The 26,106-nt window shown below is 36.2% G+C and carries 26 protein-coding genes; 1 reads left to right on the top strand and 25 read right to left on the bottom strand.

Translation table 11 applies throughout. The annotated features are described in order from the left end of the window. Positions 1-26 precede the first annotated feature (26 nt). The 6 genes from ABM34_RS06455 to ABM34_RS06490 form a co-directional block, all read right to left on the bottom strand. Complete coding sequence (locus tag ABM34_RS06455; protein ID WP_048704376.1) at positions 27-218, bottom strand: hypothetical protein; 192 nt, start codon at positions 216-218, stop codon at positions 27-29. 710 nt (positions 219-928) lie between these two features. Beyond that, a complete protein-coding gene (locus tag ABM34_RS06470; protein ID WP_048704380.1) occupies positions 929-1,204 on the bottom strand; it encodes a hypothetical protein in 276 nt (91 codons plus the stop codon). A 229-nt stretch (positions 1,205-1,433) separates the two neighbouring features. Beyond that, positions 1,434-2,915, bottom strand: coding sequence for an MFS transporter (locus tag ABM34_RS06475; protein ID WP_048704382.1), 1,482 nt, complete (start codon positions 2,913-2,915; stop codon positions 1,434-1,436). A gap of 148 nt (positions 2,916-3,063) precedes the next feature. After that, positions 3,064-3,846 (bottom strand): hypothetical protein, encoded by a 783-nt coding sequence (locus tag ABM34_RS06480; RefSeq protein WP_048704384.1) that lies wholly within the window; start codon positions 3,844-3,846, stop codon positions 3,064-3,066. Next, entirely contained in the window at positions 3,839-4,549 is a 711-nt protein-coding gene (locus ABM34_RS06485; protein WP_048704386.1) for an ATP-binding cassette domain-containing protein, read from the bottom strand. Before ABM34_RS06485 ends, ABM34_RS06480 begins: the two co-directional genes overlap by 8 nt. Next, the gene (locus ABM34_RS06490) at positions 4,542-4,916 is read right to left on the bottom strand and encodes a GntR family transcriptional regulator (RefSeq protein ID WP_048704388.1); all 375 of its coding nucleotides are present in this window, start codon (positions 4,914-4,916) and stop codon (positions 4,542-4,544) included. Before ABM34_RS06490 ends, ABM34_RS06485 begins: the two co-directional genes overlap by 8 nt. Positions 4,917-5,110: 194 nt before the next feature. Between ABM34_RS06490 and ABM34_RS06495 the strand changes: the two genes are divergently transcribed. Next, positions 5,111-5,782: an HAD family hydrolase gene (locus ABM34_RS06495; protein WP_048704390.1), complete on the top strand. Its 672-nt coding sequence runs from the start codon at positions 5,111-5,113 to the stop codon at positions 5,780-5,782. Between the two features lie 44 nt (positions 5,783-5,826). Here ABM34_RS06495 and arsC read toward each other — a convergent pair whose 3' ends face one another. The 19 genes from arsC to ABM34_RS06590 form a co-directional block, all read right to left on the bottom strand. Continuing rightward, complete coding sequence (gene arsC / locus ABM34_RS06500; protein ID WP_048704392.1) at positions 5,827-6,228, bottom strand: arsenate reductase (thioredoxin); 402 nt, start codon at positions 6,226-6,228, stop codon at positions 5,827-5,829. A gap of 23 nt (positions 6,229-6,251) precedes the next feature. Further along, on the bottom strand, positions 6,252-6,989 hold the full coding sequence (locus ABM34_RS06505) for a matrixin family metalloprotease (RefSeq protein WP_232298630.1): 738 nt from the start codon (positions 6,987-6,989) through the stop codon (positions 6,252-6,254). Positions 6,990-7,160: 171 nt separating this feature from the next. Continuing rightward, positions 7,161-7,844, bottom strand: coding sequence for a GTP pyrophosphokinase (locus ABM34_RS06510; RefSeq protein ID WP_048704393.1), 684 nt, complete (start codon positions 7,842-7,844; stop codon positions 7,161-7,163). 157 nt (positions 7,845-8,001) lie between these two features. Next, a complete protein-coding gene (locus ABM34_RS06515) occupies positions 8,002-8,466 on the bottom strand; it encodes a VOC family protein (RefSeq protein WP_048704395.1) in 465 nt (154 codons plus the stop codon). 85 nt (positions 8,467-8,551) lie between these two features. After that, a complete protein-coding gene (locus ABM34_RS06520; RefSeq protein WP_048704396.1) occupies positions 8,552-9,355 on the bottom strand; it encodes a hypothetical protein in 804 nt (267 codons plus the stop codon). A gap of 93 nt (positions 9,356-9,448) precedes the next feature. After that, the gene (locus ABM34_RS06525; RefSeq protein ID WP_048704398.1) at positions 9,449-10,870 is read right to left on the bottom strand and encodes a hypothetical protein; all 1,422 of its coding nucleotides are present in this window, start codon (positions 10,868-10,870) and stop codon (positions 9,449-9,451) included. Between the two features lie 248 nt (positions 10,871-11,118). Beyond that, entirely contained in the window at positions 11,119-11,388 is a 270-nt protein-coding gene (locus tag ABM34_RS06530; protein ID WP_048704399.1) for a helix-turn-helix transcriptional regulator, read from the bottom strand. Between the two features lie 15 nt (positions 11,389-11,403). Then, entirely contained in the window at positions 11,404-11,601 is a 198-nt protein-coding gene (locus ABM34_RS06535) for a type II toxin-antitoxin system HicA family toxin (RefSeq protein WP_048704401.1), read from the bottom strand. A 147-nt stretch (positions 11,602-11,748) separates the two neighbouring features. Continuing rightward, the gene (ppsA, locus tag ABM34_RS06540) at positions 11,749-14,145 is read right to left on the bottom strand and encodes a phosphoenolpyruvate synthase (RefSeq protein ID WP_048704402.1); all 2,397 of its coding nucleotides are present in this window, start codon (positions 14,143-14,145) and stop codon (positions 11,749-11,751) included. Positions 14,146-14,655: 510 nt separating this feature from the next. Next, complete coding sequence (locus tag ABM34_RS06545; protein WP_048704404.1) at positions 14,656-15,279, bottom strand: nitroreductase; 624 nt, start codon at positions 15,277-15,279, stop codon at positions 14,656-14,658. Between the two features lie 417 nt (positions 15,280-15,696). Next, the gene (locus ABM34_RS06550) at positions 15,697-16,386 is read right to left on the bottom strand and encodes a 2,3-diphosphoglycerate-dependent phosphoglycerate mutase (RefSeq protein ID WP_048704406.1); all 690 of its coding nucleotides are present in this window, start codon (positions 16,384-16,386) and stop codon (positions 15,697-15,699) included. 80 nt (positions 16,387-16,466) lie between these two features. Then, positions 16,467-18,035, bottom strand: a complete 1,569-nt coding sequence (locus ABM34_RS06555) for a hypothetical protein (protein WP_048704408.1) — start codon at positions 18,033-18,035, stop codon at positions 16,467-16,469. 81 nt (positions 18,036-18,116) lie between these two features. Next, on the bottom strand, positions 18,117-19,169 hold the full coding sequence (locus tag ABM34_RS06560) for an AI-2E family transporter (protein ID WP_048704409.1): 1,053 nt from the start codon (positions 19,167-19,169) through the stop codon (positions 18,117-18,119). Between the two features lie 12 nt (positions 19,170-19,181). After that, positions 19,182-19,997 carry a YdcF family protein gene (locus ABM34_RS06565; RefSeq protein ID WP_048704410.1) on the bottom strand — a complete coding sequence of 272 codons (816 nt, stop codon included), beginning with the start codon at positions 19,995-19,997 and terminating at the stop codon, positions 19,182-19,184. Positions 19,998-20,268: 271 nt separating this feature from the next. Further along, positions 20,269-21,225: a peptidoglycan recognition protein family protein gene (locus tag ABM34_RS06570; protein WP_048704412.1), complete on the bottom strand. Its 957-nt coding sequence runs from the start codon at positions 21,223-21,225 to the stop codon at positions 20,269-20,271. A 270-nt stretch (positions 21,226-21,495) separates the two neighbouring features. Beyond that, entirely contained in the window at positions 21,496-22,464 is a 969-nt protein-coding gene (locus tag ABM34_RS06575) for a peptidoglycan recognition protein family protein (protein ID WP_048704413.1), read from the bottom strand. Positions 22,465-22,809: 345 nt separating this feature from the next. Beyond that, the gene (locus ABM34_RS06580; RefSeq protein WP_048704415.1) at positions 22,810-24,315 is read right to left on the bottom strand and encodes a DUF6056 family protein; all 1,506 of its coding nucleotides are present in this window, start codon (positions 24,313-24,315) and stop codon (positions 22,810-22,812) included. Positions 24,316-24,466: 151 nt separating this feature from the next. Beyond that, positions 24,467-25,444, bottom strand: coding sequence for a peptidoglycan recognition protein family protein (locus tag ABM34_RS06585; protein WP_048704416.1), 978 nt, complete (start codon positions 25,442-25,444; stop codon positions 24,467-24,469). A gap of 110 nt (positions 25,445-25,554) precedes the next feature. Then, positions 25,555-26,040 carry a sigma-70 family RNA polymerase sigma factor gene (locus ABM34_RS06590; RefSeq protein ID WP_048704418.1) on the bottom strand — a complete coding sequence of 162 codons (486 nt, stop codon included), beginning with the start codon at positions 26,038-26,040 and terminating at the stop codon, positions 25,555-25,557. Positions 26,041-26,106 lie beyond the last annotated feature (66 nt).

Genomic DNA, 26,106 nt, shown 5'->3' on the forward strand with positions numbered 1-26,106 from the left:
TTCAAGCTTTTGGTTATTATACTGCTTCAATTATTTTTTTGTTTGTAATTAAAATATACCCACTGAGCAACAAAAAGTATTACTAATGCAATGAGTAATATCCAATAATTAAAGTTTTTTGTCATAACACCTGTTATAACCAATCCATAATAAATAACTCCAAGTACCACTAATTCGTATACAAAAAATCTGATTGTTTTCCTCAATGCTTTAGCCATATAATTCCCCTATTTCCTTATTATGTCCATTCACATGTGAATGGACATAATAACTTATAACTGATTTCTTAATCTTTTGATGCTAAACGATATTACAAGTATACATTATTCGTAAGAAATACATGATAGGAAGGTAATCCAAAATGTTTATTCACGATCCAATCTATCCTGTAGTATATGCATTTGTCGTAATAGGTTTTGGAATTATATTCTCGATATTTTACTTTTTTAGAAAACAAGATAAATTAATAAATATTTTTGAAAAATATCGAGAGAAAGTCGATAAAATTGAAGGCCCATTTGGAATTCTACCTGACTTCTTTGCTTTTATAGCTTACTGCTTTGAAATACTCATTAAAATATTCATCAAATAATTTAAATGTAGTCCCGCTGATATTATTTTTTTCAAACTTGACCAAACTTGTCATTTTTGATCAAAACCAGTCGCAAGAGTTGAGAAATATTCGAAGGCAGTGAAAGTGGCGTTAGGGCGGCGAACCATGCCACCCTTACACCACCGGGCGAGTTTGGAGACTTACCGCACTTTGGTAAGGCTTCAAACCGAGTTTCGAGACCGCACTTCAGGCTCGGAACGTCCCGCACAGCCGAAGAATATTTCTCAGCTCTGGAGACGGCATATTTAGCTAGTCCAATGCCAATTAAAACAAAAAAAGACCCCACCAAAGTGGGATCACAATCATATTCTATTTTTAGTACAATGCGAATGTAGCACCCTTAGCCATCCACTTGATTTGGTCTTCGTAATTGTTAACAATACGAAGTTGACCAATTGTCTTCATAACGCGTTCGTCATCCTTAAGACGACCAAAAAGATACGTGAATGAGTAGTTATCATCTACTAAATTATAGGTTCTCAACACTAAATCTTTTGTGTAGTTATCCTTATCAATTTCCTTATTCGCGTTAATGTCTGTGTAAAGCTCTGACAAAACCTTCTTAGCTTCTGTATTATCATTTAACTCCATAAATACACACCTGCTTTGTAAATTTTCATCTTGCTTTCCGTTTATATGTAGATACTATCATACCTATACCAATTAAGATATGTGTTTAATAATATCTTCACAAAATAATCAATATTGAAGATTCAATGAAGTGGATATGTTACACTATATGTATTGACGCTCCCATTTGGGATGACGCCGCAGAGCACTCGGAGTGACCGAGGCTCTTTTTTTTCGCCCAAATTTAAAATTACATATCGTGAGATTTAACTGTCTTTGTAAATCCCATACGATACAAAACAACTAACAGTATTGCGACAACAATTAACAAGATAAGTGCCGTCAGCATAATGTTATGGATTCCCGAAAACAAGATAGTTCTCATTTCTGGCAATAAATGTTGTGGCAGTCTGGTTGCAGCTTTTGAGTCACTCAATTTGTTCATCATTGACATAGTGATGCTGCCATGACTTTTTTCAACGCCCTCAAACAGCGCATGATTCAAAATAACACCATAAATAGATGACATAAATGTCTGAGATAAAATCCTGACCAAGTATGCAAATGAAGTAGCAATCGGAACATCCCTTGGTTCAGCATCATACTGAACGGCCACCTGTAAAACGTTAAAACAGAGTCCTAGACCAAATCCTTCAAAGGTACCCATAACTAATAGAAAAGCATAACTAGTGTGCTGACCGGCAAAAAATAAGCCAATGAAGGCCACTAAGAAAGCTGCAGTACCAATAGAAATAATATTGTACCGTCCCAACCTTCTTTGAAAAACTGGGCCCAATTCAGATCCAGCAAAATTAGTCACCGAACCAGGAATTTGAGTCATACCACCAATTAACGCACTCAGTCCCAAAATACCTTGCGCCCACATTGGCACATAAATATTGAACGCCACAAAAGCTCCCCATAATATTGCGAATAAAATCATATCGACTACCAATTGAGGATTCTTGAACAATCGATTTGGCACGATTGGATCCTCAGCCTTGTTCTCAACAAAGACCATCCATGTGACCAAAATTATTCCTACGAAGATGAAAGCTAGTGTCACATATATTGGACTAACACCTAATTCTTGAATACCAACTAAAATAGAAACTAATCCAAGCACCATTAAAATTGCGCCGTGATAGTCAATTTTCGACTTATTGAGTTTCTGTTTAATTTTGAAGAAGAATACAATAATTAAAATGGATATCAACGCAATTGGTAAATTAATGAAGAACACCCAATGCCAACTGAATTGATCAACAATCCATCCGCCTAATAGAGGTCCAATGATTGAAGTACCACTGAAACTTGCGGCTGCGACGCCAATAACCTGTGCACGTCGTCTGAGGTTTTTGAAAATTTGTGAGTAGATAATAAATGGAATTGTATTCATACCACCGGCACCGATTCCCATGAATCCACGCGCGATGATGAACCAAGTAATATTTGGTGCTAATCCTTGGAACAATGCTCCAACCATGAATACTATTGTAGCGGAGATATAGGCGGTCTTATTCCCTCGTCGCTCGCCAAATTTACTCCAAAGTGGTGTCGAAACTGCCATCCCCAATAGGAAAATGGCCACTAGCCATCCCATAAATTGAATTCCGTGCAGATCACTAATAATTGCCGGTAGAGCTGTATTAATAATTGTCGCATCAAGACCTGCCATTGCATTGGACAAAATCAATGCGAATGTAACGATAAACTTTCTATTTCTGCTCAAAGTAATTTCCCCTTATTTAATCCCATACAACATATTACGCAAATGTTTACTATATAACTTAAAATTTTAGACTTATGAAAATTCATAGTCAATTATGATATCTTTTTCAGAAAATAAAAAAGCCCTCGCAAGAGGACTTTTATTTTTATTATGATTCAGAAACTGTTTCAACCCAACGACTCATCAAGTATATATTGAGTACGATTTCGAGAGCTGCTAGAACTAAGATACCTAATAAGTTCAATGTAAATGACCAAGCATCTCCTGAATTATTCATCATGAAGATTGAATCTTGCATGAAGTTCATTACATACCCAACGATTCTAAGAACAACTAAGATAACTACAACATAGACAATAAAACTAATGATTCGACTTCTTGAATATGGAAGAAAGCTATTTCCAACACGTGTTAACAAATGAATGAGTGAGATTGTTGACCATGTCAAAATAAGTACACCAACCATCAATAAGATCATTAATAACATTCCTACAATTAATTTATTCCAAGGAACATCTGTCTGACCATTCATCATAGTGACCAAATTCAATGAGTCCATATAGTTTTGCCAGTTAAATGCTGCTGTTAAAGCAAATGCGGCCAATTCAATCACACCAACATATATAAATCCAACAAATGAAGTTAATAGATTTGTTAAGTAAAACTTGGTATCACCAATAGGAATCAGTCGGTAACTATCGCGAGTATATGTTTTTTCATGTCTGACGGTCAATCTGATAAACGCAACAAACATCGCAAAGAATGACCATGATAAAGTAACTTGTAAAAATGTATCATTTGAAAAATGTCCAGTTACTAGTATCCAGATAGCTGACACAACGACAGCAAGTAAGTTAATCAATAGTATGAAATTCATCTCACGGAATTTGTCAGCCATTGAAACTTTGAAAAAGTCTTTAAAACTAGTCATTATTTTTACCCCCTCTGTACAAACTTTCGTAGAAGTCTTCGATCTCCATACCCTTATCTTCACGAATCTTATCAGCAGCAATTTGGCAGTTGATTGTTTCATCTTTAATCACGACAATTTCATCAAGCAGTGGAGCAATCTCGGAAACATAGTGATCACTAATTACGATAGTCGAATTTTCAGGCTTCCATTTGATAATACTGTTAATAATATCCTTACGGCTCATACTGTCGATACCATCAAAAGGCTCGTCCAGCAAGTACAAATCACATTGACGAGAAAGAGTTAATGCAATAACAAATTTTTCTTTATTACCCTTTGATAATGCAGAAAGTTTTAATGAGCGTTCGATATTTAGGAATTCGGCCAATTCGTCAAAACGTTTCGAATCGAAATCTTCATATACAGTGGCATAAAACTTAACAATTTTTTCCAAACGAGTGCTTAATGGAAATGCGCCTAAATGGTCCATGTAACTGACTTTACTTTTACGTTCAGCAACTTTAGTTACGCCGTTTACTTCGATAATACCTTTTCCCTGGGCAACTCCAGTGATTAGACGCATTAAAGTCGTTTTACCAGCACCATTTTCTCCAAGTAATCCAATTATCTTGCCGCTTTGGAGAGTTAAATTGACGTTTTCCAAAATTCTCTTCAGTCGGTGACTGTAATTTAAGTCTTTAATCTTTAAAATTTCAGACATTTGTAGCACCCCTATCTTCAATATATTTTTTAAATTCGGATAATATTTCCTGATCAGTCAAGTTCAATGAATGTAATTGCTCATATGCTATAGAAATTTGTTCGAGAACTAATTTACTTTTTAAATCATTTATTAGCTCTATATCAGTCGTCACAAAATTTCCTTTACCACGTTGAGATTCAATGATTTTGTCATTCACCATTTCAGTTAGTGAACGCTGAACTGTGTTTACATTGGCTGTAACGTCCACTGCTAGTTGGCGAACAGATGGCAATTTCTCACCAGGTTGAATATCGCCAATGATTATTTGATTGTAAAGATAACTTTGAATTTGAAGATAAATCGGAATCTTGTCGTCAAATTTCACATCCTCCACCTCATTTCCTAGTGTATTAGTTTACTAGTACACTATAAAACTGTTACACCAAAAATGCAAGAATTTATTTGATCAAAGTGGATAAAGGTCTATAAAATATCAATTTCTTGTCTTAATTTCACAAACTCTAGCGCCAAAAGAATGAAAGCGGTATCATAAACATATTGCAACTCTGGAGGGCGCCAATGATTAAGACAATTATTTTCGATTTTAATGGGACGATGATTTTTGACTCCCAACTACAACATCAGGCTTGGGAGATGACTTTGAGCAAAGAATTCAAGCACCGGATGACCGAAGAAGAATTTCAAAACCAAATTTGTGGACGTAACAATAAATATACGTTCAACTATTTTGCTGACCACAAATTAAAAGATTCAACTGTCGATAACTACTCTCAAGCCAAGGAAATCATATATCGTAAAATTTGTCTTTCTCGGCCTGAATCATTCAAATTAGTCAAAGGCTTGCCAGATTTTCTTGATCATTGCATCGAAAATAACATTAACATTAATATTGCCACCGCCTCAGAAATGTATAATGTTGAATTCTTCTTCAAACATCTTCATTTAGAGAAATGGTTTGATATCAACAAGGTCGTGGCAAATGATGGTACTCTTCCTGGAAAACCAGAACCTGATATGTTTTTGCAGGCAATTAAAAATGTTGATGGTGAGCCAAATACTACAATGATTTTTGAAGATTCATTGACTGGATTAAAAGGAGCACACAATGCCAAAGTTGCCGAGACCATAATGGTTAACGATCCAGATGAACCAAATATTGCCCTCCCCTCCGAATTAATTATCGCTCGTCGAATTCAAAATTTTGAAAATATGTACACTGTCGTTGTATAAGCTACTAGAAAAGGGATATCCAAACGGATATCCCTTTATTGTTACTATTTAATTGTTAAAACTAAATCTTTAATTTGATCTCTGACATCCCTAAAGGCGCCAAGAATTTCTTCATCAGTACCAGTTGCTTGAGCAGGATCAGGAAGTGGCCAGTGCAGTGCCTTGGTCTTTGAAGGCAAAGCAGGACATTTGTCTCGTGCATCTCCACAGAGAGTTACAACTAAGTCACAATTTTTTAAAAACTCAGGGTCAATCAATTTGGAAGTCTGATTCGAAATATCAATTCCAATTTCTGACATAACTTTCACAGCATTCGGATTTAGACCGTGAACTTCAACTCCGGCACTACTAACAATCCATTCATCACCCAAATATTTGTGGCCAAATCCTTCAGCTATTTGGCTGCGGCACGAATTTCCAGTACATAAAAAATAAATTTGTTTCATTTCAGGTTCCTACTTTCGAGTTGTTAATCATAAATAGCATGTAAAGTGTTGATATCGTTCTGCGTCAAAGCAGTCATCCCTTTATCCATCGGATACATGACTGATTGAGGATCTTTACTGTGTCCAAGTCCCAGCGCATGGCCTAGCTCATGCGTTGCAACAGCTTGAGAAATTGCTTCATCTGGATATTGTAAATTAATTAGTGCGCGTCCATGATTGTAACTACTAATTGATGATTTGAAAATTTCCGGTCCACCTTTACCCAACTCTTCAGTGGATTGTTGTACATCGGGATCATCTTCAGTTGTATAATAAGTTGAAAATACAACAGTATTTTGCCCCGCTTCACCAGTTCCTGGAACAAGTTTTACAATTCCAGTATTGTTGTATGTAGCAATTGCCAGAGAGAAAACTTGTTTAACGGAATTAGGAGTTCCTTCGGCAAAACTATAGTAGTAAGTATTTGCTAATGGAACACCCTTCACAATTGATTCTATAGGAGTTGTCGAGTTGGACAGATCCTGTTGATTGGTTTTCTTCTTAATAATTTCTTGCTGGCTAGATTCAGCCACTAGCTTTCCATTAAGTGATTTAGGCAAATATTTCGCCAATTCACTCGACAAGGTATTTTCGATTTTCCCAAAGCTTGAGAAATTGAGTTTTTGTTGTTCGACCAACGGCATCCATTTCGGATAAGTCGCTAGTTCGAATATCAATACGCCAAAAATCAATATTCCCAGTAAATTTTTAAAATGACGCATATGACTCTCACTTTCATCAGATTATTCATTATTCTGATTATAACTGATTTTTCAGGAAAATATATTTATAAAACAAATTAAGCCAGAGGTTTTTCCCATGGTTCTTTAGTATTAACGTTTGTTTCGTCAGCCAATTCTTCAAGACGACTAACCTCAAAATTTTTTAGAATTTTATAAATCATGAAAAATTTTCTGCATATTATTCTCAATTGAATTTATTTCATCAGAATAACCTTGAAGTTTTTCAGAGAATTTTGAAACCTTACCTTCATCAACATCAGTTTTATATCTCAGCTTATGTTCCAAACTACCCCACATATCCATACCAACTGTCCTAATTTGAATTTCTACTGGTGTCTCTTGAACACTGTCGGATTGGAATACTGGAACAGTCACGACAAGATGCAGGCTTCTGTAACCACTTGGCTTAGGATTCTTAATGTAGTCTTTCCTCTTCAACAGCTTCACATCAGTCTGAGCCAATAGATTTTTCTCGACCGTGTATACATCGTCTAAATAATTGGTAATTACCCTCATTCCACCGACATCATAAATATTTCCAACAATATTATTGATATCTGGGTTTAAACCCTTTCTTTCAAGTTTTCCCAGCAAACTAGCGGGATCCTTCATTCGGACCTCAATATGATGAATTGGATTATGATCATGTCTAACTTGATAATCGGAATCTAAATTCTCCAGCTTAGCGCCAAATTCATTAACAGCCGCCTTGCACAATTGATAGTAACTAACTAACTTGGATAAATTTTCACCGTCACGTTCATTATTCGTCATTTGTTTCATCTGTTGTTTTATATCATTAAGATTCAGTTGATTTTCACGTTCAAGTATCATTTAATATCCTCTAATTTACATATTTCAAACAAAAATGGAGCGCTACTCACAAGGTAACACTCCAAAAATTTAGATGTCTGCCTGATAAATATATCCTACAACAGACTCAATGAAAGAATAATGAAGATTATAGATAATTTTCTTGAAGATTAATCGATTATCTAGCAGCTTCCAATTCAGCAATATTAATTTTTTTCATCTTCATCATTGCTTGAACTTGAGCAGGCGTCTGAACTAGTTCACCCATATTTTCTGGAACAATTTGCCATGACATTCCAAATTTATCTTTGACCCAACCACATTGTTCAGCTTCAGGCACGTGGGAAAGTTTTTCCCAATAATAGTTAATTTCGTCTTGATCAGCGCATTCAATAGTAAATGAAATTGCCTCATTGAATCTGAAATATGGTCCGCCATCAAGCGCCATAAACTTTTGCCCATTCAAGTGGAATACAGCAGTCAGAATTTTGCCAGTCATACCTTCAAAATGTTCGTCTAATTTTTCATCAGGATAATACTTCACATCATCCAAAGTTGAGTTTGGAAAAACATCCAAGTAGTAGTGAATTGCCTCCTCACAATTATTGTCAGCAAACCAAAGACTAGGAACAATTTTATTCATAATATTAGCCCTCCTGTGTATGCAATAATCATAACTCATTACAAAAAAATAACTACACAATTATGTGTAGTTACAGTCTTAAATATTAATTGTTTTGCTCATAAGCATTTTCTTTTTGTTGAGCAATATCCATGGCATAACTTTGGGCATCTTCATCTGACATCCCTTGATCAAGTCCAACTTGCTTGTAATGTTCAGTCCATGCAATTATTCTGTCTAATCTTTTACCATCATGTGCAGGATCTAAGTTAGATTCATCCCAGCCGGCTGTTGGATTATTATCATCATAATAACTCCCAGTTGCAGTGTGATTCCCATCTGCATCCTTATATGAAGGCCTGCCATCGGGCTGTGAGGCTGAAGTATCACTCTGTGCTGAACTTTCGGAATCATCTGACTTTGAAGCAGTTTTATCTTTAATCGTAAAGTTAGCATCAGCAAGCTTATTATCATTATTCAAATATATAAACTGGCTTCCACCACCTACTAATGCCTGTTCGGCTACATTTTCAAAAAGTTGATGAATTGTTGTACTTTTTCCGGTTTTAACTGTGAAAACCCCAGTCTTAGCAGATTTGAATTTAGTTTGTTCAGATACAAAAACTAAGAACTTTGACCTATCGAATTTGATATTCTTTTTAGTGTTATTAGTAACTTTCATCGACACAACAAACACTGGATCAGCAGTATTATCCTGAGTTTCATCTTGTGCTTCAGTAAACTTGAACTTCATACTCTTTTTATCTTTTGAAGACAAACTATCGTAGTACATAGACTCTACTTTTGTCTTATCATTACTAGACTTCTTTTCAGTAGTATTTTTTGCACTACAACCGGCAACAACTAATAAAAATAAAGCAATAAATATAGCTGTAACTTTCTTTCTCATTTAATCTCCCCCTAAATAACTTGTAAAAGTATATCAAGAAACTATATACTTTCACTAATTATTTTATGAAGAAATTCAAATATGAACTAGTTACTAAAATTTATTCAATTCATCCATCATAGCTGGCCTCATCTTATACTCTTCCTGCCATTTCTCAATAAGTTCATCAGCAGCTGCGTTTCCACCTGGATAATTAAGCATGCGCTTTAATACTTTTACAATATCGCGATAATGCTGTCTTGTTCCAGTAATTGTTGCCATATCAGTGGCAACTTGAACATATTTTTGAAGCAACTTTGCAGAATATATTGGTTTCAAAGTTGACTCGTATCTCGTAACACCAAACAAACCCCGCTCTGATAATACTGAATCCAACAACTGAGGATATAATTTATCCTCTAAATAAATTTCTTGAAGTTCAGCTCTCTTTGGCATATCAGCAAAAAGTTTTTCTCGCTGTGCTGGCCATTCTTTTTCAGAGAATAATGATTTTAGTTCCCGATATAATTTCATATCCGGATTACTACTTTTCGTAACCAGTTCCCAAAGCTCTTTTCGATAATCATCATCATATCCAAGTTTTTTATATAAATCTTTTAGTTGAATACTATAATCGTAAACAATTCCACTTAAATCACTAAACACTTGTTTTCCTTCAATCAATGATCGAATTGCTTCCGTGTAATCCTTATGATCAATACGATTGGCAACGTACATTCTGCGAACACCTGCAAAATCACTATTTTCCAACAAGAACTGTCTTATAGTATCAGCTGGATAATCTAATTCTTTTAACATATCTACATAGTGTAATGCCATTCGTTGCGCTTCAAACTTAGCAGAATATGACTCCTTATCAGCTTTTGCTTCAAGAAATTTTTGTTTAGACCAAGTTAATTTCTTTTTTAGAAATTCAGTTTCATTAAATTCAGAGAATAATATGTCATTAATAGTATCGTCAAAAAACTCTAACTTATACATATGAGTTTGGAACCATTTAAATATTTTCCGTTCAAATTTTATGTCATTTGTTGCAGAAATGATTTGTCTCCAAATGTCTGAACAATCTTCCATAAGGTCAACAATTTCACCATCAGAGTCGTCGATATCAGTTTTAGACATTTTCACAGCGATATAGTTGATTAATTTGAATGCAAATTCCAATTCGCCATTATCAACAAGAGATTGAACATCTTCTTGAATAAAGTGGGACAAATCAATTCCAAAATCTGTAGCATTTCCATAATCAATGAAACCATATCTATCTTTATAAGTTCTAAAGATGGTATTCACATCATTTTTTAAATAATCGAATTCATCTTTAGACATTTTCATATAACGCATCTTAAATTGATTAAGCAAATTAGAATCAAACTTCAGCGCATTCACTAAGAACTCACGAAGATCCGCATCAGAAACTTCGGCAACAATTTTTTCAACAGCCTTATCATCGCTCTCAATTGGGTTGGCAGACTTCTCTTCACCATCAAAGATAGCAAAAAGGACTGCAGCCAATGCTTACAATATTTATGACCAGCAGCATATGGACACTCGCAATCAGCTGAGATCAGTTCGTTACCCTTAATCTTAACCTCAACAAAATAAATACTTGATCCTGAAACGTCAGCGACAATAGTGTTTCCAGATTTTTTAATATTGCCAACAAGTCCCCGTTCAAAATAGTCATATCCACGATCTAATATTTCTTCATTAAATTTATATTCCCAGTCCATACAAATATTCTTTCCTTTGAATTTAGTTTATTAACCATGCTCAATCTTCTTCATAGTCTGTTTATAGTTAGCATTCAAATTAATCCACAAACGTTTTGAAGTATGAAAATACGCAGATAATTTTGAAATAAGTTGAGTATCCAATTCTACTTCACCTGATGTTAGCTGACTAATTACACTTATACTCACATTCAAGTTTTTAGCAAAAACTTGTTGAGAAATATTTTCATCTTCAAGATATTGTTTAATATAATATCCCGGATGAATTGCGATTAAATCTTCATTCGTCAATATCAACATGCCATTAATATCTCCTTAGGTGTGTCGAATCCCAGCCTGCTTCAAAATTTTACTCTCAATACCATGTTCCAGTTCCTTATCATTATGAATTGGAACTGGCACAGTCACATTTGTCTTAGGATTATACATCTTCAAATGCGACCCATTTTGGGATTTCTTCACAAATCCATTTTGTTTTAATAGTTTCACTAACCTGTGTGGTTTCAATGCCATTTTATTTAATTTAACTTCTTCCTTTTAATCAACTAATACCAGTATCGCATAGTTTGTAACATTAGTATCTTCATCAGCATTTTACAACACAAAAAACATCCCCCGCACTGAATCCAATGCGGAGGATATTTTCATTAAAACTCATTCCTACCATTCATAATCTGTAGGATCTTCCAAACCACGGCCTGTGGCCTTATCTAACATAATTCTTTGTTCGAAGTGAGCAACGTTACGTTTTGTTTCTTTAACCATATCTGGGTTAACTGAAACATAATCGATACCACTTTGAATCAAGAAGTTTGTAAAGTCCGGGAACTCTGATGGTGCTTGTCCACAAATTGAAACTGTCTTGCCATCTTTGTGAGCAGCTTTGATTAAGTGACGGATTGCACGTTTAACTGCAAGGTTACGCTCGTCGAACAATGGTGAAACTGTATCATTGTTACGATCACAACCTAGAAGTAACATTGTTAAATCGTTTGATCCAATTGAGTATCCATCAATATACTCGTTAAATTTGTCAGCTAAAATAATGTTTGAAGGAATTTCGGCCATCATGTAAACCTTGAAGTCTTGGTTTCTCTCCAAACCTTGTTCTTTCATGATTTCAGTAACTTTCTTAGCTTCGTCAACTTTACGTACGAATGGAATCATAACGTTTAAGTTCTTCAATCCAAATTCGTTACGAACTTTCTTAACTGCAGCTAATTCAAGCTTGAATGCGTCAATATATTTGGGATCGTAGTAACGTGAAGCACCACGCCAACCTAGTAAGTCAGCAGGTTCGTTGGGTTCGTACTTATCTCCACCCTTGAGGTTACGATATTCACTTGACTTAAAGTCAGATAAACGTAGCACAACGGGACGAGGAGCCATAGCACGAGCAACTTTTGCCACACCTTCGGCCAACATATCAACAACCTTGTCAGGCTCACCCTTCTCAATCAAATATAGAGGGTGTTCGTGAATGTATGAAGTCCAGATGAACTCCTCACGCATCAAACCAATACCATCAGCAGGAAGTGATGAGTACTTGTCAGCCAAATCAGGATCACCCAAGTTCATCATGACACCAGTACCTGTTGGGGCAAATGTTTCTGCAGCAACGACTTGACCTTGCGCTTGATTTGTTGCGGCAGGTTTTAGCAGACTTTCAACTTTACCTGCATAAACAACACCATTCTTGGCATCAACAGTAACAACGTCGCCATTGTGAAGTGCATCAGTAGCAGCAATCTTACGACTTTCAGTACCAACGATACATGGGATCTGCATTTCACGAGAAACGATAGCAGCGTGACAAGTCATACCACCATTATTTGTGATAATAGCAGCAGCCTTCTTCATAGCTGGAACCCAATCAGGTGATGTCATCAATGTAACAAGAACCTCACCACTCTTAAATTGGTCGATATCCTTAGGATCGTCGATGACGTGAACAGTACCACTTGCTAATCCAGGACTAGCTGGTAATCCACGAACAACCACCTTAGCATCTGATTGTGCAACCACGTTATCATCTCCAGTATCTGGTTTCTTATCCTTATTATGTTGTGACCAAACAGTTTCTGGACGAGCTTGAACAATCCACAAGCGGTTAGTATTAACATCCAAAGCGTATTCCATATCCATGTAGCAGCCATAGTGCTCTTCAATCTTCTTAGCATATCCAGCTAATTCGAGTACTTGGTCGTCAGTCAAAACTTGTTTTTCTTGTAAGTCAGCTGGGACAGCATCTTCAACCGTTCCACCATCAGAAATACGGTTTAACTGAATAGTTTGCTTAACAACGTTTCTATCAACAATCGTCATTGATTTCTTGTCGATAATAAAGTGGTTAGGTGTAACTTTACCTAAAACAATATATTCACCTAATCCACGAATTCCATCGATAGTGATCTTAGTATCATCACCGTTAGAAACATCAACAGAGAACATAATTCCTGAAGCCTTTGAAAATACCATCATTTGAACAGCTGCAGATAAAGCAACTTTTTCATATGGGAATTGTTGCTTGTGACGGTAATATGTAGCACGGTCTGTAAATAGTGATGAATAACATTCTTGAACACGGTTAACCACGTCAGCAGCACCCTTAATATTTAGGTATGATTCCTGTTGACCGGCAAATGAAGCATCAGGTAAATCTTCAGCAGTGGCTGATGATCTGATCGCAACGAAAGGATCTTTTTGTCCAACTTTTTCAGCAAGTTCAGCATAAGATTTCTCAATACCTTCAGCCAAATCAGCAGGCATTTTAGCATTAACAATCAAATCACGAATCTGCTTACAAGCATTACGAAGTTCATCAGAATTTTCATAATCCTTAATACCATTTAACAATTCGTTAACTTTATCATTTAGTCCAGTAGCATCCATAAAGTAACGGTATGCATGGGCAGTAGTTGCGAAACCATAAGGTACCGGAACATCCATTGATGAAGTCATCTCACCAAGTGAAGAAGACTTACCACCAACCAAGTTAACATCGTCTCGATGTAATTCGTTAAACCATAAAACATTTGCTGTATCACGACTAGTCATGAAATTCCCTCCTATAATGAAAAAATAAATGATTAATATTGTGAAAACGTTTTCAGTTACAACATTATTGTAGTGCATTTATTCACGAATTGTAAAGGTGTATTTTAAATATTATGTATTATTTAATATATATAACGTGATATATCGTGTTGTGTTTTACAGTTTTTTTGTAATATGTTGGCAGATCCTAAATTCATGCATGTCGACCTTATTGCTGACTTATTGCTGACTTGTCCAGCTTACTACTACTTATTACTGACTTATTAGCTTATTATCATATTAGTGAAAAAATAAATGCAAAATCTATCCAAGAATTTCTTTTTGACCAAAGAGTATAATTCATACGAAATTTCTTTTTCAATCTAAAGAAGGCCTGCCTCCATTTGAACTTGTCATGGCATCATAATCCATTCAATATTCAGGAGAAGCAAATAAGCTAAAAAAATTGCTTGATAAAATTATATTCATCAAGCAATTTTTGGACTCTAATAAATTCTGTTAAAAACGAAACTAACCTTTAATTTGTAGGATCTTATCTAAATCGTTACGTCCTGGTCGGAATTGATTGATTTCATCTTCTGATGCATAGCCTAATCCAATTCCCATGAAAATAGCCTCATCTTCAGGAATCTCAAAGTACTCATGGATTTCTTCAGGATAGCGAACAAAACCATATGCTGGCATAGCACCCAAACCATGGTTTTGAGCAGCTAATAACATTCCATAACCAAAGGCACCTGCATCGTAAGCAACATAGTTAGAGGCATCCTTCTTTATAGTAATATAAACGATCGCTGGAGCATTAAATAAAGTAGTATTCAAACCACCAAACTCTTTGCTCTCTGGATGATTGCTAGCCTGATATTGCCAGTCCAAAATATTTGCGTCAGCAGCCGGAGTCCAAGTCTGTGGAGGCACAACCTCTGTCCAACTCTTAGTTTTGTTATTGACGTTCTTCTCATGAGCTGCTCGAATCTTTGCAGCGGTATCACCAGTTGCCAAAAATACATGATATGGTTGACTATTTTCCCATGATGGAGCCTGTTGAGCTTCACTAATTATGGATTTCAAAGTATCTAAATTAACTTGTTTGTCAGAAAAACTTCTTGTTGAATTACGTGTTAAATTTGTCATTATTGCACTCCCTCAATGATTAATACTCCTACAATAAACCTTATAGTTGGGTGGAAGGCAACAACAAACTAATAACTTGCAACAAAAAAAGACCTCACTTCGTGAGATCTTTGAGTTCATGGATTACGGCAGCCTGTAGAACCTTGTTTAACTCCACAAAACTGTCATCAGCTCCGTAGAACCTTGTTCAGCTCTCCAAACTACCATCAGCTCCGTAGAACCTGTTCAGCTCTCCAAAACTACCATCAGCTGTGCAAACAAGTTTAATAGGTACTATTATATCAGCTTTATTAAATTAAATAATACAAAAAAATACGACCAACACAATATGTGCGGTCGTATTTTTGATTGGTATGGAATACGGCAACTTGAGGCTGCCCCATAAATAACTCTAAATGGCATAGCCATTAAGAGTTATTAATTAAGCTTCTTCTTACTTACAACTTGTAACTTGTCGTCCAAGTCATAAACAACTGGTTCACCAGTTGCCATTTCAACGTCCATGATGTCAGCGTCTGAAATGTTTTCGATATATTTTGTTAGGGCACGTAATGAGTTACCATGTGCAGCAATAATTACGTTCTTGCCGTCTAACAATTTAGGAGCAATTTCGTCTTCCCAGAAAGGAATAACACGTTCCAAAGTAACTTTAAGGTTTTCTCCACCTGGAACAATTCTTGGGTCCAAGTTTGCGTAACGACGATCGTTAGCTGCTGAACCTTCGTCTGTAGCTTTCAATAATGGTGGTAAAGTATCGTATGAACGTCTCCAGATATGAACTTGTTCATCACCGTATTTTTCGGCTGTTTCTTTCTTGTTCAAGCCTTGAAGAGCACCGTAATGACGTTCGTTCAATCTCCATGTTTTTGTTTCTGGAATCCATAGTTGGCCACAGCCTTCAAGAGCATAGTGCAATGTCTTGATAGCACGTGTTAATACTGAAGTATAGGCTTGATCAAATTCAATGCCTTCTTCTTTAAGAAGTTTACCAGCATTTTGTGCTTGTTTAACGCCTTCTTCACTAAGGTCAACGTCAACCCAGCCAGTAAATTGATTAGATAAATTCCATTCACTTTGTCCGTGACGAATGAAAACTAATTTTGCCATTTCATTTCCTCTTTTCATTTCTTTAACAAGTTATATATTACACGATTTAGCCAATAAAAAAAAGTGGTACGGGACCACTTTTAGTGTTTGTAAATTGGAGTCTCAACATCTTCCAATGTCGAAATATCCATTTTAACTTTGGCATTTTTATTCAAATAGCCATTAACATTGTCGTTACCAGCGAAAACAGCAGTAACCTTGTCAGTACCATTCAACAAATCAGTCACAATTCCAGCATTCTGGTCTTGTGTCATAATAATAGGAATAATCTCGACACTGTATTTTCTAAGTTCCAATAACTTTTTGTAAAAAATTGAATCGATTGAGACGAAAATAGTAGCTTGCATGTTGCGAAGAGCTTGATTCTTTAACCACCAGAAAATTAACTCTTCATCATTCTTAAAGGTGCTAATCAAAACATTACCTTGAGAGAATAATTGGATGAAAGGTTCAGAATCTGTGTAACTCTTAATCATCACAAGCGTACCGTCTTGACGATAGAAGTTTTCACGGACAACACGATTAGGATTTTGTGGATCGTAAAATTGAGTAGCAGAATTAACTCCATTAACATCAAAAATATCACGACTCAACAACTTGTCCTTGTCATAGTGACGAATAACCTTCAATTGACCACGATTATTACGAGCAACTTCCATAATCAAGTTGTCCTCGTCATAAACTTTATCAATATTTTTATCAGTATCGTGCTCAATACGATAATTTTCTTCAAATGGAATTTCAGCTGGAGAAACAGCCACATTGTTGTTACGACCTTGTAAATCATTGTACATGTTCAACAAATAAGAATTAGGATTTACCAAGTCTGAGTTTTGATAGTCGGTCCAAGTTTGGTTTGCGAGATCATCGTATGAAACAGTGATCGTATTTGCCAAAAAACCATGGTTATCAAAAGTTTTCGTTAACTTACGCCACATTTGACGCTCACCGTCATCTGGATTAACTTCCAAGTGATCATGGAAAATAAAGTAATTACGATTTGGATCAAGAAAAATTTCGTTGGCCATATCGTCGGTATCAAACCATTTTTTCAAAGAAGTATTAATCTTTTCAACTTGAGAATTCGTCTCCGTACGAGCGTTTTCTTGATCATTACCAAGACTACGCAAAACATAATTGTAGTAGCTACGAGCCGACAACAATTGATAGCGCAACTGCTTCTTCACGTCATTTTCTTGGTTGATAATCCCCTGCAAATCCTCTTCAGTACTTACCCAGTCGTTATTATCCTTTTCAGGAACTGGTTGCTCCTCGTAATAATAACCGTTCAATTCAGGACCATCAGGTTGAACTGATGTATTTTGAGAAAAGTTATTGTCAGCAGGATGTGTTTCTGGTGTCACTGAGTTTTGTGGATCAGGTACGTTGTCAGTAATGTGTGACTCAGAATTGAACGCTGCATGAGCATCGACGCTTTGATCAGTGTTTGAAGAAACATTTTGAGCAACGTTAGGATCAACTTGTGGATCCGGTTGGATTGGTGCGGCAGTTGCACTTGTGGCAGACTGTTGTGGATATGGAGGTACACTACTGAATTGATTGTTATTTACTTGAGTAGTATCTTCACTATTTTCAAGGTGGTTTCCGCCATTATCTGCGGATTTTTTATTTCTATCAAAAAACGACATGGCAAATCTCCTATCTAAACGATTAACTATAACTTCCATTATAGTAAAGAAAAGTACCCAATTGGGTACTTTTCGTGTAATTTATGACTTTTTCAACCTAAACTGCCGCTTTTTCGGCTTCTTGTTGCCACCTATTTGGTGAACCCCTAAGATATCTAGGAAGAAAACAAATATTGGAATACCTATGATAAGACCCCATGCACCAAGTAATTCTTCGGATACGATCAAAATAACGAACGTGAAGAATATTGGTAAATGTGTCATGGATGACATAAATTGTGGATTCAAGAAATATGTCTCAATCATGTGAATAACAATAACCATGATGATGATATAAATAACATACTTAAATCCATCAACCGAATATGCGACAAAACTGAGTGGAATCAATGAAATAATAACTCCGGCAACTGGAATCAATGACAGAATGAATACCATCGCTGCCAAAGCAATTATTCCTGGCATCTTCATTACAAGTAGCGTAATTGTTGTCAAAACTGTGTTAACAACGGCAATCATCAATTGTGCTTCAATAACAACACCGAAAGTATTGATGAATTTTTGACCATAGTAACGAATATCTTCGAACAACCAACCATAATTGCTGGTTAAGAATTGACGACCGAATGAGTTCATATTTTCCACTTGAGTAGTATAGAAGAAACTCAAAATGAATGATAAGAAAATATTTAAACCAATTGCTCCAACACTAGTAATGTAGTTGACCAATTGAGATGTTGCAGTCTTGATCTGATTATCAAGATTGATCTGTTGTAAATAGTCATAAACGTAAGATAAATACTTGTTATCTCTAACCTCTTTACTCTCGTAAAATTTGGTTAGCGAATCGATTATTTTACTCGACTGATGAATTAATTGTGGAACGTAATTGGTAATTGCAAATACCAATAATGCAATTATCAATATATACACCGGCGCAATTATCCAAATCGGCGGAATATTAACATGCTTTTGGACGAATCTTACAAATTGAACTGACAAGAACGTAAAAATAAATGTCAGTAGAAATAAACTCAACATGCTACGGAACAGCCAAAATACAAAGATGACTAGAAGCAACAAGACCGTTCTTCTTAGTCTTTTGTTGGCAACAAATTTATCATAAATACTCATTCGCAAATCTCCTTAAGGAACAAAGGTACAGATTAACAAAACTATTATCATCAGCATAACAGTTTCAATAGTGTATCTATAATACCAGATTATAGCAGTGAACTCACGGAACATTGCTGGCCATTTGAAAATTGGCATAGTTATTGATGGAACAAAATTGGCAGCCAAACCAATTCGTTTTGTTAAACGCTTAGCACGAGGAATATGGAATTCACTCGTCACAATTACAATTGATGGATTAGAGTCAGCTTCCCAGTGATTTCTTATTAAAATAGAAGAGTATTCGAGATTCTCAGCAGTGTTGATTGATTTACCCTCAACAATAATTGAAGAATCTGGAACCCCCTGCTCGAGTAAGAACTCTCTCATGATAGTGGATTCTTGTATTTTTGATATAGAACTTCTGCCGCCACTAACTATTATCAAAGGTTTATCATCCATTGAATGATAAACCTCTAAAGTTTTTTCTAGCCGACTCATCAAAATAGGTGGAATTCTTTTACTCATAAATTTTGAACCCAAAACAACAATGTAGTCAGCATGATCAATTTTTTCATCCCGTGAATAATGTTTTACATAAAAAGAATAAATTCCCATTATAAGTAAAAACATTAAATCAACGCTGAAAATAAACGACAGAAAGATTGTATAAAGTGGCGATAGGTGTGGTAATTTCTGGAGTCTGATAATTGGCGGTATCAAGCCTAATATAAAGATGATGACTGCGATTAACGTTGGTGCAGGATGTCGGCTAAATAAATATCTGACATTGAATACCAGCGCGACCTCAAGCACAGCCACGAAGATGATATAAGCTAAAAATGACATGTGTATTCCCTCATTCGATATTTCCTAAATCTTTAATGTTTGTAGATTGCATAATGCCGGAAGTTCCCGAGTTCCTAACCATCTACAGTATAAATTAAGGTAAAAATCGAGTATTTAACTTCAAAATCTAAGACTAAAGTTCTTGAATATTAACATTATACAACGACTTTCCATAAAATAGTGAATTTGAAAACTCATCGTAAAACAAAAGATCAGCTAAAAAGCTGACCTTTTTTAATCTTTATATTTAAAATTATATCCACATATAAATTTATTTAGCTGTGTAGTGACAATATGAATCCATTACCCATTCATTTGTTGAAACACGGTAATATGTGTGATCACGGTAAGTCTTTTGTTGGTCAGTATACCAACCACTATCGTTTGCTAAACCACGATTTGAGTTCGAAGCATTACCTGATTTATCGAATGAAACCAATGGAACTGAGTAGCCAGACGAATTATCAACTTTGACAGTACCTTCTTGACCTGAGCCAGAAACGCCACCGTCATTTGTTGAACCAGAAGCAATTGAGATATCACCATCTGTCATTTCATTGTAATAAGTATTTACAAGTGGAATGAATTGGTCCATTCCGTAACCCCATTTAGCAAAGTAGCCTGTTGGATCGGTATGGTCAGTTTCGTGGAACCATTGAGCTACTTGAGCGTGTGTTACAACGGTCGTTCCATATTGAACTGGTAAACCGTATTTGTGCAACATTGTAGCTACATAGTAGGCGTCATTTGCGACTGAACGAGCAAATTGATCTGTTGTATAAACTTCACATAACTCGATTTGAATGTAACGAGCATTGGCTGTTGGACCAGCACCCCAGACACCATAATCAGTGTTATGAATATTCAATGTTTGTACGTCATCAGTAAAAGCGTGAACGTATGCCTGACGTTGTTGCCAACCGTTGTTAAAGCTTTGTGCAAATCTAGCTGCAGATACACCTAAATCGGCTGTTTCGTGAATTAAAACGCCTTCTGGATGACCTACACCATTTTCGTAACCGAACCATTCACTAAAAGTACCTTCTTGATAAGTGATAGGAACAGGCTTGATACCCTGCTCATCGATATATTGGTTGATCCATGAATCAGCTTTTACTTCTTGTTGATTAGTCGATTGTGGTAGAACGACATTTGTTGTTAGAAAACCAACTCCAGCAAGTGCTATTGCTGTGGTTAAACTAGCAATTATTTTTTTAACTTTAAGCATATTTGTATCTCCCCCAGATAAAAATATTTGTCCTCATAAATATAATAAATAGTCACTATGTAATACGGTAGTCCCAAGTGCTTTAAGGAATACGGCAGCCCGAGGCTGCCCCATAAGTACCACTATGCGGCAAAGCCCTTAAGTGCTTTAAGGAATACGGCAGCCCGAGGCTGCCCCATAAGTTCCACTACGCGGCAAAGCCGCTTAGTGGGACTAAAAAAAGACGTGATTAACAATTTAATTATAATCACATCTCATATATATTCAAATTTATTTAGCTGTGAAAGTTGCGTATGTGTCGATGACCCATTCGTTTGTTGATACACGATAGTACTTGTGACCGTTGTATGTCTTTGTTTGGTCTGTATACCAAGGTGTGTTGTTAGCTAATCCACGATTTGCTTTTGATGGCTTGTCGTTGTTGAAGTTTACGAGTGGAACCATGAAACTTGCTGGATTACTTACACTGATAGTTCCTTCTGATCCGTTTGATGATACGCCATTACCACTGTTGGTGTTACCTGAACCTGTATCTGTTCCACCATTAGTGTTTGAGCCGTTCATTTGGTTGTAATATGTATTAACTTGAGCTACGAATTGATCCATGCCGTAGTTCCAGTTTGCGAAGTAACCTGTTGGATCAGTATGATTTGTTTCACCATACATCTTAGATGTTTGATCATGTGAAAGAACTGTCTTTCCATATTCAACTGGCAAACCATATTGGTGCAATCTAAATGCTACATAGTAGGCATCGTTGGCGATTGAACGTGCAAATTGATCGGTTGTGCTTGCTTCACAAAGTTCAACTTGGATGTACTTTGAGTTAGCAGTTGGACCAGCACCCCAAACGGCATAGTCAGCACTGTGAATGTTGATGATTTCTGAAGCATCAACGAATGCGTGGACATAAGTTTGGATTGTTGGCCAATTGTTGTTGAAGTATGAAGTCTCATCTTCAGCAGTAGCACCTGGTGTAGCTGTTTCGTGAACAACAACACCTTCTGGCTTACCAACACCATTTTCATAAGGAATCCAATTGTTGAAAGTTCCTTCACGATATTGAATTTGAACAGGTTGAATACCTTGTTCAGCGATATAATTATTGATCCAAGAATCAGCTTTAACTTCTTGTTGTGCAAATGTTTGTGGAGCAACATCGTTAGTTGCAACAAATCCCACACCTGCAAAGGCAACAGCAGTAGCGATACTTGCAATCATCTTCTTTTTTGAAAACATAGAATAACCCTTCCCACAGTAAATATTTCTTAACCAGTCCATCTTAACAAGTTTTTAATGGTATATGTGTGAAGTAATAAAATTGTAATAATAAGGTAATTATTAAGTATTAAAACGATTGTTTTTGAATTTATTATTTGTTAGGACACGAACTAGAATTACCAGAAGACTATTATTTGGGCATTTACAGATATATATCAGATCAACTTGCCTCATTGATAATTTATTACAGTTCGATAAATGTAACGCTTTCAAAAATGCAGTTTAAGTTAATTTTATGGTCAAGTTGATACCATGTTGGGCTACAAAAAAAGACGAATTTCTTCGTCTCATATATATAAAATATTATCTTTGCGTATATTGAAAATTCCACAAACGCTCCAGAAATGTATATTGCTTATATTTTCTCCAATAGATTGCGCCTTCTGTCGTTCCGTATGCATCCCCGTTAGGAAAGTATTGTGGATACTTAACACGATTTTGAGGTGCAATTGCGCCGACAGCCTCAACGTGATTATCGTCATCAATATAATTATCATGATCGACAATGTTCTGATACATAACAACCGACGCAGCAATCACCAAAACAAATGCAAAACAACTGCTGAGACCAACTGAAATCCATTTTCGTGAAAATTTAATTTGTTTAACAAGTAACAGTCCGAATATATATAGGAATACAACTCCATCGAAAAACTCTCTTGAGGAGTTTGGCTGAATGATGATCAAAAATGGAGCAATTAAAAATATGAATGAGAAAAGACAGAAAACTAATTTTGTGCGTAATTTATTATTAGTCGTCACAAAAGCAACTGCCAAGAACATATACAAGATGAATAAAATTGAGACAATGCTATCGAAAGCCGCAAATTTATGGCTAACTAATGGCAAGAAACTATCCAAGCTAAACAGTCGTTTGAAAACGATGTTAGCAACCAAATAGTAAGCTGCAAATACAACTGACAAGCTCATCATTACTAGGTCAGCTAATTGTTTGTGCTTCTTCTGTATTAATAATATAAATACAGCTGATGTTATTACGATTATTATAAATAAGTTCAAACTTATCATCCAAAAATGTGACGATTGAACATAGACGTGACGAATCGCAGTTAAAGACAAAGTCGAACTTCGATAATCCGTGTGTGACCAATAAGTCCTATTGGAAAACATTATTATGGCACCGATAATTGCTCCAAATAAATAAGTCAATTGATAAAGTTCGAGTTCTCTTCGACGTGTATATGAGTACCATACGATGAAAATCGCAATAGCTATTTGATACAACGTAATGTGTTCGACGACTAAGCCACCAAGTATTCCGATTACCGCACAAATGACACTAACCCAAATACCTGTGCAATCTCGTTTTTCAATGAAATCGCGCTTTAAGATAACCAAAAATGCCATGACGAATATTATTCCGGTAATGTAATTGATGAATGCGGAATACCAGAACCAGGTTCCGGTCATGAACGGGCGGCTGAGGGTGAATGGGAAGACGAGTGCGAGTAGGAATATTATTGGGCGGCCGCCTACTAGTCGATAGATTAGCCAGACTAGTAATGCGCTCATGATCCCAAATAGTAAGTAGGTCACGATTGGATGGTGCATGCTGAAGATCATGGTGATGTTAGAAAGGTAGCGTCCGTTTGAGCTGCCGCCTATGACTGTTTGGTCCTTTAGGGTGAAGAAATGATGGTCCAGCAAATACTTGCCTTTTGGTCCCCACCAAAACTGGTCATCTCCAAATGGTACGATGAAAACTCGCAGCACGGCAAAATAAATGGCATAGGCTACCATTATTAATATTTGGATGATTTTATTTTTATGAGATGCTGCTGATTTCATGATGATGTACTCCAGTCAGAGACATCCCCCACCTCTACCTACAAGCAATATAATGCAGATTCGATACCAAAATAAATAATCTTTAATAAAATAAATTATTCAAAATTGCACAAAAAAAGCCGGAACTAGTCCAGCTTTCTCATCACTTATATTAATAATTTGCAGGTGTATATTTTGCGTATGTATCTTCTACCCATTCGTTTGTCGAAACACGATAGAACTTGTGACCATTGTACATGCGGCTTTGGTCAGTTGCCCATGGAGTCTTGTTACCCAATCCACGGTTAGACAATTTAGCAGTTCCATCAGCACGGAATGCCATCAATGGCACACTGTAACTTGCTGGATTGTCAGCCCAAATTGAACCTTTTGTTACGTTTGGATTCGGTTTTGCAGGCTCTGGAGCAGGAGCAGGTGCTGGTTGAGCAGCACCGTCAACACTACCAGTTGCCTTTAAGTTGTTGTAATATTTACCAACTAAATCATAGAATTGGTTCATATCATAGCTCCAAGCGCCAAAGTAGCCGTCTGGATCAACATGGTTTGTGTCACCAAATGTGTTCGAGACATCGTGGTGACTCAAGACTGTCTTACCAGGAATAAATGGCAAGCCATATTGAATCAATTTAGCAGCAGTGTAGTAAGCGTCGTTAGAAATCGATCTAGCAAACTGATCAGTTGTTCCAACTTCACAAAGTTCGATTTGAATATAACGATTATTTGCAGAAGGACCAGCACCCCACACACCATAATCAGTGTTGTGAATATTTAAAATAGCTTTATCATCAGCGAATGCATGAACATAAGTATAAAGGTGAGGCCAGTTCTTGTTGAAAGCATAAGCGTATTGTGCAGCACCAACGTTTGGAGTTGCAGTTTCGTGAATCACCACACCCTCAGGTCTACCAACACCACCACGATAACCGAACCAGCGATTGAAAGTCCCCTCTTGATTTTGAATCTGAACCGGTTTGATATTGTTATATCTAATATAGTCGTTTACCCAAGTGTTATTGGCACGAGCTTCTTGCGCAGCCATAGGAATAGCGACCTCAGTCGATACAAAACCCATCCCCGCTAAAGCAACAGAAGTCACAGCACCAGCAATTAATTTTTTTGAAAACATCATAAATCCCCCAAATTTGTTTATAGTTAAATCTTATCAAAATGGTCTGTACCAAAACGTAAAGTCACGCGTATGTAATCTTAACGTAAAATTTAAGTATTAAATTCCAAAACTTATGAAAGCAGTTTACGCAACTTAGCCTTGATAGCATCGCGATGATACCGCAGATTACGGTCGCTACAACCATAAATCCGCGCCAATTTAGGAATAGAAATTTCAGCAATAAAAGCATCATAAAACAACTTCTTCTCAAATTCCGATAAACAATCCAGGTCCAATTCTTCAAAAAATTCCGCTTGGTCCAACTTAACCCGCTCAAAATCAAACACCTCCAACGAATGAACATCAGAGAACCGCTGCTCCTTCCGCAACAAATCAGTCATCCGCCAGATAAGCTTTTGAAAAATGTATACATTGAATTTATCTAAATCAGTGTCAGTCTGCGAGTATTCCACGAATGATTCAGCGAAGATTATCCTCGCCTCCTGAACATAGTCCTGATAATTATCATTCGTTTGATATATATGAAGTCGCTTTAAAACACCGTGAATTAATAAATCATTTTCAATTGCTTTGGTAAAACCTTCTTGTAAATCCATTGTGAGTCTCTCCTAAGATGTACTCACAAGCGCTTGTGGTAGAGCTAATATAACTTAATTACTATC

Origin of the sequence: Companilactobacillus ginsenosidimutans (assembly GCF_001050475.1) — a bacterium.
Lineage (GTDB): Bacteria > Bacillota > Bacilli > Lactobacillales > Lactobacillaceae > Companilactobacillus > Companilactobacillus ginsenosidimutans.

Bases quoted from the DNA above. Each gene is read 5' to 3' on its own strand.
- ABM34_RS06555 (WP_048704408.1), bottom strand. From the start codon at position 18,035: ATGTCGTTTTTTGATAGAAATAAAAAATCCGCAGATAATGGCGGAAAC.
- ABM34_RS06585 (WP_048704416.1), bottom strand. From the start codon at position 25,444: ATGATGTTTTCAAAAAAATTAATTGCTGGTGCTGTGACTTCTGTTGCT.
- ABM34_RS06545 (WP_048704404.1), bottom strand. From the start codon at position 15,279: ATGACAAATTTAACACGTAATTCAACAAGAAGTTTTTCTGACAAACAA.
- ABM34_RS06560 (WP_048704409.1), bottom strand. From the start codon at position 19,169: ATGAGTATTTATGATAAATTTGTTGCCAACAAAAGACTAAGAAGAACG.
- ABM34_RS06485 (WP_048704386.1), bottom strand. From the start codon at position 4,549: ATGTCTGAAATTTTAAAGATTAAAGACTTAAATTACAGTCACCGACTG.
- ABM34_RS06480 (WP_048704384.1), bottom strand. From the start codon at position 3,846: ATGACTAGTTTTAAAGACTTTTTCAAAGTTTCAATGGCTGACAAATTC.
- arsC (WP_048704392.1), bottom strand. From the start codon at position 6,228: ATGAAACAAATTTATTTTTTATGTACTGGAAATTCGTGCCGCAGCCAA.
- ABM34_RS06520 (WP_048704396.1), bottom strand. From the start codon at position 9,355: ATGAGAAAGAAAGTTACAGCTATATTTATTGCTTTATTTTTATTAGTT.
- ABM34_RS06580 (WP_048704415.1), bottom strand. From the start codon at position 24,315: ATGAAATCAGCAGCATCTCATAAAAATAAAATCATCCAAATATTAATA.
- ABM34_RS06495 (WP_048704390.1), top strand. From the start codon at position 5,111: ATGATTAAGACAATTATTTTCGATTTTAATGGGACGATGATTTTTGAC.
- ABM34_RS06455 (WP_048704376.1), bottom strand. From the start codon at position 218: ATGGCTAAAGCATTGAGGAAAACAATCAGATTTTTTGTATACGAATTA.
- ABM34_RS06575 (WP_048704413.1), bottom strand. From the start codon at position 22,464: ATGTTTTCAAAAAAGAAGATGATTGCAAGTATCGCTACTGCTGTTGCC.
- ABM34_RS06505 (WP_232298630.1), bottom strand. From the start codon at position 6,989: ATGCGTCATTTTAAAAATTTACTGGGAATATTGATTTTTGGCGTATTG.
- ppsA (WP_048704402.1), bottom strand. From the start codon at position 14,145: ATGACTAGTCGTGATACAGCAAATGTTTTATGGTTTAACGAATTACAT.
- ABM34_RS06590 (WP_048704418.1), bottom strand. From the start codon at position 26,040: ATGGATTTACAAGAAGGTTTTACCAAAGCAATTGAAAATGATTTATTA.
- ABM34_RS06470 (WP_048704380.1), bottom strand. From the start codon at position 1,204: ATGGAGTTAAATGATAATACAGAAGCTAAGAAGGTTTTGTCAGAGCTT.
- ABM34_RS06535 (WP_048704401.1), bottom strand. From the start codon at position 11,601: ATGGCATTGAAACCACACAGGTTAGTGAAACTATTAAAACAAAATGGA.
- ABM34_RS06510 (WP_048704393.1), bottom strand. From the start codon at position 7,844: ATGATACTTGAACGTGAAAATCAACTGAATCTTAATGATATAAAACAA.
- ABM34_RS06515 (WP_048704395.1), bottom strand. From the start codon at position 8,466: ATGAATAAAATTGTTCCTAGTCTTTGGTTTGCTGACAATAATTGTGAG.
- ABM34_RS06565 (WP_048704410.1), bottom strand. From the start codon at position 19,997: ATGTCATTTTTAGCTTATATCATCTTCGTGGCTGTGCTTGAGGTCGCG.
- ABM34_RS06530 (WP_048704399.1), bottom strand. From the start codon at position 11,388: ATGTTGATATTGACGAATGAAGATTTAATCGCAATTCATCCGGGATAT.
- ABM34_RS06570 (WP_048704412.1), bottom strand. From the start codon at position 21,225: ATGCTTAAAGTTAAAAAAATAATTGCTAGTTTAACCACAGCAATAGCA.
- ABM34_RS06550 (WP_048704406.1), bottom strand. From the start codon at position 16,386: ATGGCAAAATTAGTTTTCATTCGTCACGGACAAAGTGAATGGAATTTA.